This window comes from Sporosarcina soli (assembly GCF_042655805.1).
Taxonomy (GTDB): Bacteria; Bacillota; Bacilli; order Bacillales_A; family Planococcaceae; genus Sporosarcina; species Sporosarcina soli.
The window spans coordinates 78447-92639 of the sequence record NZ_JBHSNO010000008.1 but is presented as its reverse complement, the minus strand read 5'-3'; the positions used below and the strand labels follow the sequence as shown (position 1 = coordinate 92639).

Genomic DNA, 14193 nt, shown 5'->3' with positions numbered 1-14193 from the left:
GCCTCCGGCGGATGTCACGGATTTTGAAAGGAGTTAATTGAGCAAGCTCAATTCAAAATCCGGACGCAATAACGCCGAGGCGTTATTGATCATCTATGAAAGAGGTTGTGCAAAATATACTTTTATGGTTTTTTAAAAAGGACGATAGTTGCGGAAAAATCTATAAAGATATGTTTTTTCTCACAATGTTAAGCTAAACTAGAAAAGGGAAATTAATTCCAAGGAGCGATAACGGGCGAAAGTAGAGGAGAGAAAAAAGTGAACAAGTATTTTAGAATGCAGCTGACACTGATTTTGATTGCTTTTTCCTTGGCAGTATCTTTCGTGATCGCTTTTTTTGATTACGGAAAGTTGAAGGAGCGCGTTCGCATTGGCCATGAAACCGAAATAAGCCTAGTTGAAGACAAAATTGTCGAATCGCTGACTACAATTGATAACGTTTACAATTTAATGGACTATCAAATTGCCGATGAAATGAAGGCGTATTCGGATGAATTGCTTGCTTTGTATGAAAAGGAAAATGACTTTGAAAGATGGGATTTTCAAGCATTGAAAGAGCGATTCGGGATGGATATCTATGTCATCGATACGCGTAATCAGGTGGTTTACAGTAGTTTCGAGCCGGATATCGGTCTAGATTTCAATAAGTGTTGTTCCGCATTTTCCAAATTATTGAACGAAAGAAGAGCGGGAGCCGAATTTTCGCATGATGGACTGGATTTACAGCAATACAATGGGGAAATCAAAAAATTTAGTTATGTGCCAACCCCAGACAATCATTATCTATTGGAACTTGGCATATCACTTGAAAATCATGGGATTTTCGAAAAGTTCAACTTCATAAAAACAATGGACACTTTAAAGAGCAGATACGAGTCCGTTAATTCCATTCAAATCTATAATTCTGAGGGATTTCGATTTGGTGAGACGGAAGCTGCTAAATACGACAAGGAGATAACGCCGGAAATGCGACCTTTGTTGCGGGAGGCTGTTTTAAGCGGCAAGGTACAGAAACGTGTTCAAAGTATGGGGAAACACCGTGTAACTTATCGCTACATCCCTTATAATGCCGACGAGAAGAGAGGCATTTCAACGCAACGGGTTATTGAAATCATTTATAACGACGCTGAATTCTCAGGGTTGCTCGGGCAATATCGAAATGAGTTTATCCAACAATTAATGTTGATTTTAATCGGTGCAATCAGCCTTTCCTTTTTAATCGCCCGTCTCGTAGCAAGACCGATCCATCTTGCTTTCCACGATAGCCTAACTGGACTGAAAAACCGTGTAGCACTTGAGGAAGAGGTTCACAATCGGTTGGAAAAGAAGCAACGTTTACTTGCATTGATGATGGTCGATCTTGATAATTTTAAAACGATTAATGATTCTTTGGGACATGGAGAAGGGGACCGGATTTTACAGTTGGCAGCAAAAACGATTCAAGAGATTGTTGGCGAGAAGAATTTGACTGCGAGGATTGGCGGTGATGAATTTGTTGTCATATTCTCCGATGTAGGTGCGATGGAAATTCGTCAACTGGCCAGCAAGTTAATCGAGAAGATAAACGAATCATTCGATGCGTTAGGACATATTGAAAATCTTGGTGTTTCCATCAGTATTGGCATCGCCGTAGCTACGGGAGATGATCGATTTGAATCCCTTTATGAAAAGGCGGATCGTGCGCTCTATTTATCCAAGGAAAATGGAAAAAATCAATATACGTTTTACAACGGTGAGCAGGATAACCGAATGGATTGAACAAAACGGAGTTACCCTAGGAAATGGGTTAACTCCGTTTTGTCTTTTTATAAAGATTTATCGTCAACCGAATCGAGCCAAGCTTCGATTGTACCGATGACAGACTCCACACAACCGTCTTCGAAAGGCGATAACAAGTTCGCTTCTGCAACGAGTTTAGTAAACGATCTGGACCCGCCTAGCGTACAAAGATGTAAATAGTCCTTCCAAGCTGCATCGTGGTCTTCACGAGACCGTTTCCAAAATTGGAAGGCGCAGATTTGAGCAAGTGTGTAATCGATGTAATAGAACGGGCTTGTGTAAATATGAGCTTGGCGTTGCCAAACGCCGCCCAATTCTAAGAAATCGATCCCATCATATTCGCGCATTGGCAAATATGTCTGTTCGATTTGTTTCCAAGCGGCTTTTCTTTCTGTAGGTGTCATTTCCGGGGTTTCATAGACGATATGTTGAAATTCATCTACCGCCACTCCATAGGGTAAAAAGAGCAGGGCTTCGCTTAAATGCGCAAATTTGTATTTGTCGGTCTGTTCTTTGAAAAACAGTTCCATCCAAGGCCATGTGAAAAATTCCATACTCATTGAATGGATTTCTGCTCCTTCATAGGTTGGCCACATATATTCCGGGATGCCGATATGCCGGCTTGAATAGACTTGAAAGGCGTGCCCTGCTTCATGGGTCAAGACATCGATATCACCTGAAGTCCCATTGAAATTGGAGAAAATGAAAGGCGATTCATAGTTATCGATATAAGTACAATAACCTCCTGCTTCTTTTCCTTTCTTTGCTTCGACATCCAGTAGGTTCTTTTCGGTCATATACTTGAAAAATTCATCCGTTTCGGGTGACAGTTCCGCATACATTTTTTTTCCGTTCTCGATGATCCATTCAGGCGAGCCTTGTGGGACTGCATTACCCGTCAAGAAGTTAAGAGACTGGTCATAAAATTTCAATGTATCCACTTGGATACGCTCTGTCTGGCGTTTGTACAGCCGGTTTGCCAACGGCACGATATGTTCCCGCACTTGCTTCCGAAATTTCTTAACCATGTCGGCGTCATAGTCAATGCGGTTCATGCGCACATAGCCTAGTTCGACGAAGTTTTGAAAGCCGAGTGTTGTCGCAATTTCATGGCGCAGTTTAACGAGACCATCATAGATGGCATCTAATTTCTCGCCGTTAAGAGCATAGAACTGATAAGAGGCTTCCATTGCAGCTTTTCTAATAGCTCGGTTTGGGGATTCAGCATAAGGTCCCATTTGAGCGAGCGTCAACGTTTTTCCGTCAAATTCGATTTGTGCGGACGCAATCAGTTTAGAATAATCGGAAGTAAGCTTGTTTTCTTTTTGTAACAGGCCAATGATTTCCGGTGAAAAAGACTTAATGGCATTATCGGCCAGTGCAAACAGTTGCGTACCCCATTTCTCCTCAAGTTCAGAGCGGAAAGGGGTAGCTACTAACTCTTTATAGTAAGCTGTTTCCAACTCTTGGTATTCAGGACCGATTTCATCAAAATAATCGCGCTCTTGTTGATAAAATGCATCGTTTGTATCGATGGAAGCCCGAATATAGACAAGGTTGGCCTGCGTCGAGTAATCATTACTAATGGCATTGACTTTTTTCATAATCTCGTTTTGTTGTGCCGATGAATCGGCAGAACGGAAAGTTTGCAGCAGAACGTCAAACTCTACTTTCAGTTTGTTCATATCAGGTCTTGTGTATTGATAATCTTCAAATGTAAGCATGTGAATCCCCCCAAAATAATTAGTGGTAAAAGCTTTTCTGTTCCTATTGTTCATGAAGTTTGGAGAGATTGCAAAATAAATTTCACGGAATGCGCATTTTCAGGACAATATTTTGAAATTTACCCTTTTCACTTGAGAATGATGTAGTATGGAGAGTGGTGATTTCATTGCCAAAATCCAATGAATGTACATGAGAGGCTGAGTAATTATGGAAATAAATGAATACATTGTTGAACAAATGGTTGATCCGACTGGAATCATTCGTGGGGATCGATACGAATATCGACTCTATATTACAGTGGATGAAGAGGATGAGTTATACGCGGAAGGGGGAACGGGACTGCGGGTCATTTTTGCAGTTGAAGATGAGAAAGAATGGATTGCCACTTATCATTTCTTCGAACGATCGACGGAAAAGCCTCTCGATTTTGAGATGGAGGACGATGAAAAAGAAATCGTTCTGGCGTTTTGTAAAACACATAGAGAAGGCTAATGTGGGAAAAGTGTGTCCGCTTATCTGATCTTTATTAAAAAAAATAGTGAATGCTAAAACACATTAAGTGAGTTTTATTGCAATTTGTTAGATAATAAGTAGAGTGGATCGGAAAGAAAGAAATTTTCATCCAAGACTATGCTAATTGGAGTGTTTATATATGGATAAAGAAATCGTCGATATTACAATAATCGGGGGAGGTCCGACAGGGCTTTTCGCTTCATTTTACGCAGGACTGCGCGAGATGTCCGTTAAAATTATCGATAGCTTGCCTCAACTTGGTGGCCAGCTCATTGAGTTGTATCCAGATAAATATATTTATGATGTAGGTGGTTTCCCTAAAATTCTTGCAAAGGACTTTGTCGCCAATTTAGTGACACAAGCCCATTATGCAAAGCCGGAAATCCTGTTGGGGGAGACGGCGCTATCAGCAACGCGTGATGGCGATCATTTTGTCCTGCAAACGGATAAAGGTGTGCATTTGACACGTACGATATTATTGACAGCAGGAATCGGCGCATTCCAACCCCGTAAAATCGGTTTGAAGGAAGAAGTGGAGTTTGAAGGGAAGACACTGCACTACGGCATCAAAGATTTATCCCTCTTTAAGGATAAAGAAGTGCTGGTATGTGGAGGAGGCGATTCAGCGGTTGACTGGGCGCTTATGCTGGAAGACATCGCTTCAACAGTAACGTTGGTCCATCGTCGTGAGCGTTTCACAGCGCATGAAACAAGTGTCAACCAACTGATGGAATCGAAAGTGAACGTGTTAACTTCCCGTGCAATCAAAGCGATCGAAGGGCAAAATGGAAACGTAAGCGGAATACTTCTTGCTGAAAAAGACGGTACCGAACAACATATGCCAATCGATCATTTAATCGTTAACTATGGCAATATCTCTTCGCTTGGACCACTGAAGGAATGGGGACTCGAAATGGACAAAAACTCCGTCTTGGTCAATTCCCGTATGGAAACGAATATTGAAGGAATTTACGCAGCAGGGGATATTACGAATTATGATGGAAAAGTAAAACTGATTGCTGTCGGACTAGGGGAAGCACCGATTGCTGTGAACCACGCAAAAGCTTATGTCGACCCGAAAGCAAGACTACAGCCGTTGCATAGTACAAGCATATTCAGTTAATCACCACTTACAAATAAGCAAAAAAGGGATGCTCATGATAGTTGAGCATCCCTTTTTATCGAGCCCTACAAGGGCTTTACCAATTATAGAAATAGACTAATGGCGATAATGAGCAAGATCGGAACAAAGAGGACAAGATAACCGACCGGATGGCCGAAATTGATCGTCCAGCCGACCCCAAATCTCTTTTCAACAAAAATGGAAGGATCATTTTTATTGACATAAAAGACACCGGCTTTCCAGTATTGATCGTCGTCAACGTCGGTAACACCTGGAGCGGATTCTTCTTCCACTAGAACGTCAATCCTTGAACCGCCCTGTCCGACTTTAAAGGCGTAAACCGCGGTTGCAATCAGTATGACGAACAAAAAACCGAGTGGGAAGGCAAGCATGATGACCTCATTGCCCAGCCCATCATGAATGGTGACGAGTTGTAAAAAGCCGAATAAAATCGTGATCAAAAAACTAGTCATGAAAAGGAACCAACTCGTATACTTCCGAAATGATAATTGCTGAATTTGCGAAGTTTTGCTTTTCGCTGCATTCAGTTTAATACCGGATCGTTTGGTCAGCACATGGATACCAAGCATCATTCCTTGTATGACAAGTAGGATAAGCAAGAGGGCGACAACAGAAAAGGGCGTCTTTTCACTGAATGCATCCGGTTGACCGTTTGGGCCCCAATGTGTCGGGATTAGATCGGGCATATTCCCATATTGGGTTGCCGTATAGGCGATCAGGCCGATGGTGATCATGATAGGTAAAGCGTATAGAGCAGTCGGTAGCATTTCATCTTTCGAACGAATGGCCAAATCTGCAATGCGCACTTGTTTCAAATTTGCTCCCCAGTTTTGTGAGCGTTTCAAACGGGTTATTTTCGCATGGAAGTAAAGGTAAAGCACCATGCAGATCAATAAGAATCCAAACTGTATACTTAAGCCGATTAGTACGATGCGTTCTTCGGAAAGTGCTCGTTGGTTGGCCCAAATTGCAAATCCCAAGAGCGCAAATATGCCAAGCAGTATATTAATAGCCGAATAGACTTTTTTATAAGCAGTGACAGTTTTGTTATCGGTATACCCTTCTGGAATGGTGACGCCGAAAGCGAGCGTTTTCTTTAGTAAAAATGGTATGGAAGCTTGCATGATAATGATAAAGGCAATCATGATAAGGAAAATCGTCAGAGCCATTTAAGATTCCTCCTTCAAAGTAGAAATGATGGTCGCGGTAAGCATTTCAATTCCTTCTGAAGTCATCCCCAGTGCGATCGCCTCAGCGATAATAGGTTCTAACTCTTCGGCAATTCGCAATCGATGCACTTCAGCAATTCCGTCACGTGGAATCGGGTTAATCATCGCACCAGATTTGGGAACGATTTGAATGAGCCCTTTTTTTTCAAGTTCATGATAGGACTTGTTTACGGTATGCATATTCATGCCTAAGTCTGAAGCTAAAGACCTTACAGAAGGTAAGGTATCACCTGCTTTTAATTGCCCTTGAGCAATGAGTACAATCAACTGATGGGTCAATTGTGTATAAATCGGGATACTCGATGACGGTTCAATTTGAATAAGCACCATGGCACCTCCTAGTTGTTCTAATAGTAGTATAACAAATTTGTGTTAGCTTGTATAGAACAAAGTTGCGCGGAATTATTGGAAATATGCTCAAATCAATTACGCTTTGGCGTAATTGCGTCCAGATTTTGAATTGCGCTTTCTAATGGCTGGTGCCTTAATTTCTGCAAAGAACGCAGAAATACGGCAAATCGAACCCTTCGCTGTTCGATTCGCAATTAACTCCTTTCAAAATCTGTGACATCCGCCGGAGGCTTAACTTGAATCAGTGGAAGATTAGACTCCCTCTGATTGAAATGCCTTCTGGCATTCATCTCGCCGCTTATGGAAGTGGAAGACTTCTGCTGAATCAAGTTAAATTCCTATACATCCAAGGCAACTGAATTGAATAAGACGAAGAAGATAAAAAAAGACCTCCGGAACAGTGCTAGCACTTGTTCTGGAGATCTGGTTTTTACTCTAATTCTGAGACGGTGACAAAGATGAACCCTTCACTTTGTAAGTATGCAAGAACGGCATCGAGCCCGTCAGCTGTAGATTGATGGATATCATGCATTAAAATAATGCTTCCATCTTTCACTGCACTTTTTACATTTGCAAGAAGTTTTTCAGGATCGCGATGCTTCCAATCGAGTGTGTCGACATCCCATAGGACGATTGGTAAATCCGTTTGAGCACGTACCGTTTTATTGACTGCGCCATAAGGAGGTCTGAATGCGGTCGGTTTCACGCCGGTGACTTCCTCGATGATGGAAGAAGTACGATTGATTTCGTTGCGGACTTTTTCTACACCCGCTTTTGTTAAATCGGGATGATTCCATGTATGATTTCCTAGCTCATGCCTCGCATCGGCGACATGTTTGGCGATTTCAGGGTAATATTCGACCCGGCTCCCCAACATGAAAAATGTCGCTTTGGCATCATACTTCTTTAAAATATCCAAAATTTGCATGGTCACTTTTGGATCGGGTCCATCGTCGAATGTGAGAGCCACACGTTTTACAGTTGAATCAGTCGAATCGATTGTATCGGTTGTATCCACTGTTTTATCCGTATCGACAGTACTTTCAGATCCAGTTTCAGTCGAGTCATCTTTGCTCTCTTCATCTTTTGCAGACGATTTATCTGAATCTGGGGTATGGTCTTTTTGTCCATGACCGTCGTTCTTTTCCATTACGTCATCTGTTTCCACATTGTCGACGATGTCAGTAGATGGCTCATGTAGTTTGAAGCCCTTGGCCACCCATTCATTGACATCTTGAAGGGAAATGGCAACAATCGGCGGACCAGCGGTGTCAGAAGCCACTATGTGCTCATCAAAATAGAAGATAAGCGACTCATCCGTGATGGCGAAATTCCTGTAATTTTCCCAGATAGGCTCTGTGTAGCGGTGAGCGTCTTCCAATGATAAATTTTCCTTTAAACTAGGATCATTGTACAAGGCATCTCTCACTAGATTGGTAATCTGTTCAAGGTTATTTAAATCGTGATTCAACACATCTTCAATAGTAATGATTGCCCCCGAGTCCGGATTCAAGTGAAATGAACGAATTTCAGTCACTCCGTCAACGCCTCCTATGGAGCTGCTGTTGATCAGTACAAAAGAATAGTGATCAGAAGGGTGGAGGAGTGTTTCAAATGAAATATTCAATTCACCTGTCGTGTCATTACCGAGTTTTTTCTCTTCTTCCATTTTCGCTAAATAGTCCTGCTTTGCTTTTTTTATGTACGCTGAAATCTCTTCGTTGAAATGGTTATGTATGCTTTGTGGATATTGGATAGCGAATGGAGAAAAGAGATCATTCGAAGTCTCTGTGATAATTTTGATGCCCGGGTAATTCGAATCGGTTGTATCAATGATAACGGGTGATGGTTTTGTTCTGTTATCACTACCCGTAGACGAGGCTTCGTCGTTTTTGGACGTCAATGAAATCAAGTAGATGGCGGCTACGGTAAGGGTAATAATGGCGATGGAAAAAGTCGCGTCAATCCATAAAGAGCGACGTTTCCGATGTGTTCTTTTCATGCTAAAGACTCCTTTTCTGTTTATAGAAAGTTAGACGGATAGTCTACTTAAATAGTTTCAAAATAAAGTAAGATAGTGTCGAATTTAGTCAGTAAATCTATTCTCCTAGTATACATGAAAACTAAAGGCAAACCAAGGATTGACAAAAAATCGGAAAATATGAGGGGGGAAATAGGAAGGGAAAGAACTATTTTTTTGATACCGTAAAAAAAATGTAACAAACGGTTTGAAGTGCCTATTTCAGTATGGAAAATCCTTTTTTTCGACAACAATCATGTGATATAATGTCAAGGTCCCGGATTTAATGAGTACGGGATTGCTTTTGTATGTTAACAAAACCATGTGTATCATCCGATCCGGTTGTTGGCTATAACATGCAATTATAAAAAACAAGGTGGTTGGAAAAATGGAGAAAAATTCTTATCGGGTTCTTCTGTACTATAAATATGTACCTGTAGAAGACCCAGAAACGTTCGCAGCGGAGCACTTGGCGGCTTGTAAGGAAATCGGTTTGAAAGGTCGTATCCTTGTCGGAACAGAGGGAATCAACGGAACTTGTTCCGGTACGATTGAGCAGACGGATGCCTATATGGAACTGTTGAGAAGCGACGAGCGTTTCAGTGATATCGTTTTTAAAATCGATGAAGCAGATGGACATGCATTTAAGAAAATGCATGTGCGACCGCGTAAAGAAATTGTCAATTTAAGTTTGGAAGAAGATATCAATCCGAATGAATTGACAGGAAAACGCTTAAGTCCCGAAGAATGGTTCAAGCAAATGCAGGAAGAGGATACGATTATCATCGATGCACGGAATGATTATGAGTTCGATTTAGGACATTTCCGGGGAGCAGTTCGTCCAGATATTGAAAACTTCCGTGATTTGCCAGAGTGGATTCAGGAGAATCGAGAGATGTTCGAAGGGAAGAAAATCCTGACCTATTGTACAGGAGGCATTCGCTGTGAGAAGTTTTCCGGCTGGCTTGTACGTGAAGGCTTTGAAGATGTAGGTCAATTGCATGGTGGTATTGCCACATATGGAAAAGATCCTGTCGCACAAGGACAGCTTTGGGATGGTCAAATGTACGTGTTCGATGAGCGGATCGCTGTACCAATTAACCAGGTGGAACATGTGGTCGTTGGTCGGGATCATTTCGATGGAACACCATGTGAGCGCTATGTAAACTGTGCGAACCCTGAATGTAATGCGAAAATCCTCTGTTCTGAAGAGAACGAGCATTTCTATATGCGCAGCTGTTCGGACGAATGCCGTACACATCCGCGCAATCGTTACTTTGTCGAGCATAAGTTGACAGTCGAAGAGTATGATGAGCGCCTAGAAGCGATCGAACGTCGTAAGAATGAAGTGCATGCATCAAATTAACATGGATAAAACGTCAAGGTAGTTATTTTGCTACCTTGACGTTTTTGTTTCCGTCTAGACTCTAGGCAGGCGCACTGCGCTTTTGTTGTTATACACGAATTTCTTTTCTTCTACTTGAGGAGGGAATATTCATTTCCTCTCGATACTTACTGATCGTACGTCTGGAAATCGTGATTCCTTTTTCGGATTTTAAATAGTCGGCAATTTTTTGATCGGAATGCGGTCTGTATTTGTCTTCCTGATCGATAAAGCTTTTTAGCAAGGATTTGACGGTTGTTTGGGAGATGCTACTTCCGTCGGTCGTTTCCAACTTCGATGTAAAAAGCAACCGAAGATTGAAGGAGCCTAATGGTGTTTGAATGACCTTATTTGCCGTCGCACGACTAACGGTAGACTCATGCATGCCAATCTCATCTGCCACTTCTTTTAGAGTTAGTGGCTCCAAAGCTTGAAATCCCTTCAAGAAGAAATTTTTCTGTTTTTCGAGCAGTACATGCATAATGGAGATGATTGTATTACGCCGCTGTTCAATACTATTCAGCAGCCATTGGTAGCTTTTATAATGCTCGTGCATATAGTTGGCAACATCACTTTTTCCTTGCAAATAACGTGAATAATCTTGATGGATTTGGATGGAAGGCAAATTGCCATCATTCAAGTGGAACGTAAATTCATCGTTTATGTATTCAACGATTATATCCGGATTCAAATAATCGGTCGCAAAATCGGCAATAAACGTACATGGTCGAGGATTGAGCGAGCGAATTAAATCGGACAACCTTTTTACTTCTGCTAATGGAATTTTCATCAAGGCTGAAAGCTCATTCCACTTGCGATCTGCTAATAACTGCAAATGATTGTTCACTAAATATTCCGCCTCTTTTTCATCTGGATAGCCGTACTTCAGCTGTAATTGTAGGCATTCTTTCAACGTTCGTGCCCCGGTGCCAAGCGGTGCGAACTGCTGGAGTAACTGGATTCCTCGTTCGATGTCAAGATCGGTCAAGTTTAGGGAGATCATGGACTCGCCAACGGGCTGGTTTAAATAGCCGTTATCGTCCAAATTATAAATGAGTGTGCTCAATAAGTAGAGTATATGCTCATCTGAAAACATGAATTTTGCTTGTGCAAATAATTCATCTCTCATATTGGCCTCAAATGATCGTGTTTTTTCAATCAGGGATTCAGAAGAGTCCGATGTCGAGGAAACCCTTTGTATACGCTCTTCATATTGATTATGTCCATCCTTTTCCTTCAATTCGATCAAAGGATTTTCAAGTTCCTGTTCCCTGATAAATTGGTCGAGTTCGAAAGTGGAATATTGTAATAGTTCAATAGCTTGTCTAAGCTCAAAGGTCATTAATAGTTTTTGTTCCAGCTTTTGGTGAAGAACTAGCTCCATTTGTATCACTCCCTTTCAAAAAAATAAATTTGGCAGCGCTTTCACGAGTGTAGTGCTATTATAGCATTAACTTCATAGAACATCGAGAGAGAAAATAATTTTCCGTTTTCCGGAAGCAATTATACCAAGTGTAATGTATTTTCGAACAATTATAACTTGTTAGTTGCTTAAGTTTGATAAACATGCTTTGATAGGATTTAGAGCGCGGGTGACTGCGATCTACCACGCATTTCCAAAGTCATGTTTCGCATGATGGGAATCATTGGAAATGCATTATGATTACGTCGAGGCGTAATGTATCAAAAGAAAGGGGATTGCTAGTGGGGAGATACAGGTTTGAAGGGGAGGAACATCTTATATTTCGAAAAACGCTTCGAAAATTTTTGCAAAAAGAAGCGGTGCCGAACTATAAGAAGTGGGAGAAGGAAGGGATTATCCCACGGAAGTTTTGGAAAGATCTCGGCGAGTTAGGGTTTCTTTGTCCGCAAGTGAGCGAAGATTACGGGGGGCTTGAACTAGACTTTAGCTTTTGTGTCGTTATTATGGAAGAGTTGGAAAGGGTCGGAACAAGTTTAGTCGGGATTAGTTTGCATAATGATATTGTCGTTCCGTATATCGAAGCTTACGGTTCCCCAGAGCAACGAGAACGTTGGCTGCCTGGGTGTACCTCAGCAGACTATATTACAGGGATTGCAATGACCGAGCCGGGTGTAGGTTCCGATTTGGCGAATGTGCAAACAACAGCCATACGTGATGGAAATCATTATATTGTGAATGGACAAAAGACGTTTATTACGAATGGGGTGAACGGTAATTTATTCCTCGTCGTCGTAAAAACGAATCCAAATGCTGAACCGAAACATCGGGGAATCAGTCTCCTTGTTATGGAAGAGGGAATGCCGGGATTCACAAAAGGCCGAAACTTGGACAAAGTCGGTCTTCATGCGCAAGATACAGCAGAGCTATACTTTGAAGACTGTCGTGTTCCTGTCGAAAACTTGCTTGGTGAAGAAGGTCAAGGTTTTCAATATCTCATGGAAAAGCTTCAACAGGAGAGGCTCGTCGTTGCAATCAGTGCACAAATTGCATCCGAGGACATGCTCGAAATGACCATTGATTATGTGAAATCCCGTCAAGCATTCGGAAAGCCGGTCTCTTCATTTCAGAATACCCAATTTAAACTAGCAGAAATGGCGACGAAAGTGGAACTTGGGAAAACGTTTCTTGAATCGCTCATTGAAGATCACATAGAAGGGAAAGAAATTGTTAAGAAAGTGTCCATGGCTAAATATTGGTTAACCGAAGCCGCTCATGAGATTTCCGCTGAGTGTATGCGGTTACATGGAGGCTATGGTTATATGGAAGATTATAAGATTGCCAGGCGTTATCGGGATATTCCGGTCGCATCGATTTACGCAGGGACGAATGAAATCATGAAAGGGATCATTGCGAAGAAAATGGGACTATAAGATGTAGAAAGTGCTAGCGATAGATACGCCGGCACTTTTTAAATTCACTTCATAATAATAGGGCCGGCCTATTGTATCATTAGCGAATCAATTATGCCGAGGCGTCATGCATATCAAAAAGGAACTTTTCAATCACTTAGCCGTCTTAGACAGTTGGAAATTGAAGGGGATCCATAGGATAGAAAGGGAAATAAGTAGAGAGACCCTCCATTTCACTTTCGTAAAATGGTATACTAAGAACATTCAATTGAAATTGGAGGAACAGGTTTTATGCAGTGGAGAAATTTATATCGAGGATTCTTCATGGGAATCAGCGATCTTATTCCTGGATCGGGCGGCGCAACCATCGCCAACATTTTAGGGATATACGATGAGTTGTTGACGGCAATCAGAGGTTTTTTCAGTCGTGATTGGAAAAAACATATCGGTTTTTTGGTGCCGCTAGCAATTGGCATTGCTGTTACGCTACTTGTATTCAGCAAAGTAATGAATTTTTTATTGAAAAATTATCATGCTCCAACACAATATTTTTTCTTAGGACTGATGATAGGCGTCCTTCCTTTTATCGCAAAACAAGCGAATGTGAAAAAGAATTTCAAGTGGTCCCATTTCCTACTTATTCTTGTCGTAGGAATTTTACTAGCCTTTTTAGCATCGATGCTGCCACAGAGTCAAAAACCGATCACTGCCTTAACTGGTGGAAATGTAATTCTTCTCTTTTTAGCGGGATTAACAGGCAGTGTGGCGATGTTATTGCCAGGAATCAGTGGGTCCTTATTATTGTTGGTGCTCGGTGTTTATTCAACAGTAATTGGGGCACTTTCAAATTTTAATCTTCCCATCATCATCGTCATCGGTGCCGGAATGGTCGTAGGTTTACTCATTAGTGGCAAGACGATCCAATATTTGCTGTCGCACTACAAGTATGCAACATTTGCAGTAATGATTGGCCTTGTCATCGGATCTTTATTTATCGTTTATCCCGGAATACCAGAAAGCGGAACACCGTTTGTACTCAGCGTGATCGCTTTCATTACAGGGCTGATTGTCGGGAACTTATTCAGTTCGTCGAATGATATACCCGTTAAAAGTAAATGATGAAAAGCGCTACGTTCAAGACGATTCAAATTCGTTTATGAACGTAGCGCTTTTCTTATGTTTTCATAGAGCCGTCATGATTAGCTTGTTCCACGCA

General features: G+C 41.6%; 11 protein-coding genes. 6 read left to right on the top strand and 5 right to left on the bottom strand.

The genetic code is table 11. From position 1 onward, the window contains the following. The first annotated feature begins 258 nt into the window (after nt 1-258). Nucleotides 259-1758 carry a GGDEF domain-containing protein gene (locus tag ACFPRA_RS15735; RefSeq protein WP_381436683.1) on the top strand — a complete coding sequence of 500 codons (1500 nt, stop codon included), beginning with the start codon at nt 259-261 and terminating at the stop codon, nt 1756-1758. 47 nt (nt 1759-1805) lie between these two features. On the opposite strand, the gene ACFPRA_RS15730 is transcribed toward ACFPRA_RS15735, so the two are convergent. Continuing rightward, a complete protein-coding gene (locus ACFPRA_RS15730; RefSeq protein ID WP_381436680.1) occupies nt 1806-3503 on the bottom strand; it encodes a M3 family oligoendopeptidase in 1698 nt (565 codons plus the stop codon). A 208-nt stretch (nt 3504-3711) separates the two neighbouring features. On the opposite strand from ACFPRA_RS15730, the gene ACFPRA_RS15725 reads away from it, so the two are divergent. Together ACFPRA_RS15725 and ACFPRA_RS15720 are read left to right on the top strand one after the other, a co-directional pair. Further along, nucleotides 3712-3996 (top strand): DUF6509 family protein, encoded by a 285-nt coding sequence (locus tag ACFPRA_RS15725; protein WP_381436678.1) that lies wholly within the window; start codon nt 3712-3714, stop codon nt 3994-3996. Nucleotides 3997-4156: 160 nt separating this feature from the next. Next, the gene (locus tag ACFPRA_RS15720; protein WP_381436675.1) at nt 4157-5140 is read left to right on the top strand and encodes an NAD(P)/FAD-dependent oxidoreductase; all 984 of its coding nucleotides are present in this window, start codon (nt 4157-4159) and stop codon (nt 5138-5140) included. 83 nt (nt 5141-5223) lie between these two features. Here the strand turns inward: ACFPRA_RS15720 and ACFPRA_RS15715 are convergent, their stop codons facing one another. From ACFPRA_RS15715 to ACFPRA_RS15705, 3 genes are all read right to left on the bottom strand, one after another. Next, entirely contained in the window at nt 5224-6330 is a 1107-nt protein-coding gene (locus tag ACFPRA_RS15715; RefSeq protein WP_381436673.1) for a DUF1648 domain-containing protein, read from the bottom strand. Next, the gene (locus tag ACFPRA_RS15710) at nt 6331-6717 is read right to left on the bottom strand and encodes a GntR family transcriptional regulator (RefSeq protein WP_381436671.1); all 387 of its coding nucleotides are present in this window, start codon (nt 6715-6717) and stop codon (nt 6331-6333) included. Between the two features lie 454 nt (nt 6718-7171). After that, the gene (locus ACFPRA_RS15705; RefSeq protein WP_381436668.1) at nt 7172-8743 is read right to left on the bottom strand and encodes a polysaccharide deacetylase family protein; all 1572 of its coding nucleotides are present in this window, start codon (nt 8741-8743) and stop codon (nt 7172-7174) included. A 406-nt stretch (nt 8744-9149) separates the two neighbouring features. Between ACFPRA_RS15705 and trhO the strand changes: the two genes are divergently transcribed. Continuing rightward, nucleotides 9150-10127: an oxygen-dependent tRNA uridine(34) hydroxylase TrhO gene (trhO, locus tag ACFPRA_RS15700; RefSeq protein WP_381436665.1), complete on the top strand. Its 978-nt coding sequence runs from the start codon at nt 9150-9152 to the stop codon at nt 10125-10127. Between the two features lie 88 nt (nt 10128-10215). Here the strand turns inward: trhO and rpoN are convergent, their stop codons facing one another. Beyond that, entirely contained in the window at nt 10216-11529 is a 1314-nt protein-coding gene (rpoN, locus tag ACFPRA_RS15695; RefSeq protein WP_381436661.1) for an RNA polymerase factor sigma-54, read from the bottom strand. 320 nt (nt 11530-11849) lie between these two features. Here rpoN and ACFPRA_RS15690 point away from each other — a divergent pair, with 320 nt between their 5' ends. Together ACFPRA_RS15690 and ACFPRA_RS15685 are read left to right on the top strand one after the other, a co-directional pair. Then, nucleotides 11850-12998, top strand: coding sequence for an acyl-CoA dehydrogenase family protein (locus ACFPRA_RS15690; protein ID WP_381436658.1), 1149 nt, complete (start codon nt 11850-11852; stop codon nt 12996-12998). Between the two features lie 270 nt (nt 12999-13268). After that, nucleotides 13269-14096, top strand: coding sequence for a DUF368 domain-containing protein (locus tag ACFPRA_RS15685; protein ID WP_381436656.1), 828 nt, complete (start codon nt 13269-13271; stop codon nt 14094-14096). The last annotated feature ends 97 nt before the right edge of the window (nt 14097-14193 follow it).

Bases quoted from the DNA above. Each gene is read 5' to 3' on its own strand.
- trhO (WP_381436665.1), top strand. From the start codon at position 9,150: ATGGAGAAAAATTCTTATCGGGTTCTTCTGTACTATAAATATGTACCT.
- ACFPRA_RS15715 (WP_381436673.1), bottom strand. From the start codon at position 6,330: ATGGCTCTGACGATTTTCCTTATCATGATTGCCTTTATCATTATCATG.
- ACFPRA_RS15730 (WP_381436680.1), bottom strand. From the start codon at position 3,503: ATGCTTACATTTGAAGATTATCAATACACAAGACCTGATATGAACAAA.
- ACFPRA_RS15725 (WP_381436678.1), top strand. From the start codon at position 3,712: ATGGAAATAAATGAATACATTGTTGAACAAATGGTTGATCCGACTGGA.
- ACFPRA_RS15720 (WP_381436675.1), top strand. From the start codon at position 4,157: ATGGATAAAGAAATCGTCGATATTACAATAATCGGGGGAGGTCCGACA.
- ACFPRA_RS15685 (WP_381436656.1), top strand. From the start codon at position 13,269: ATGCAGTGGAGAAATTTATATCGAGGATTCTTCATGGGAATCAGCGAT.
- ACFPRA_RS15705 (WP_381436668.1), bottom strand. From the start codon at position 8,743: ATGAAAAGAACACATCGGAAACGTCGCTCTTTATGGATTGACGCGACT.
- rpoN (WP_381436661.1), bottom strand. From the start codon at position 11,529: ATGGAGCTAGTTCTTCACCAAAAGCTGGAACAAAAACTATTAATGACC.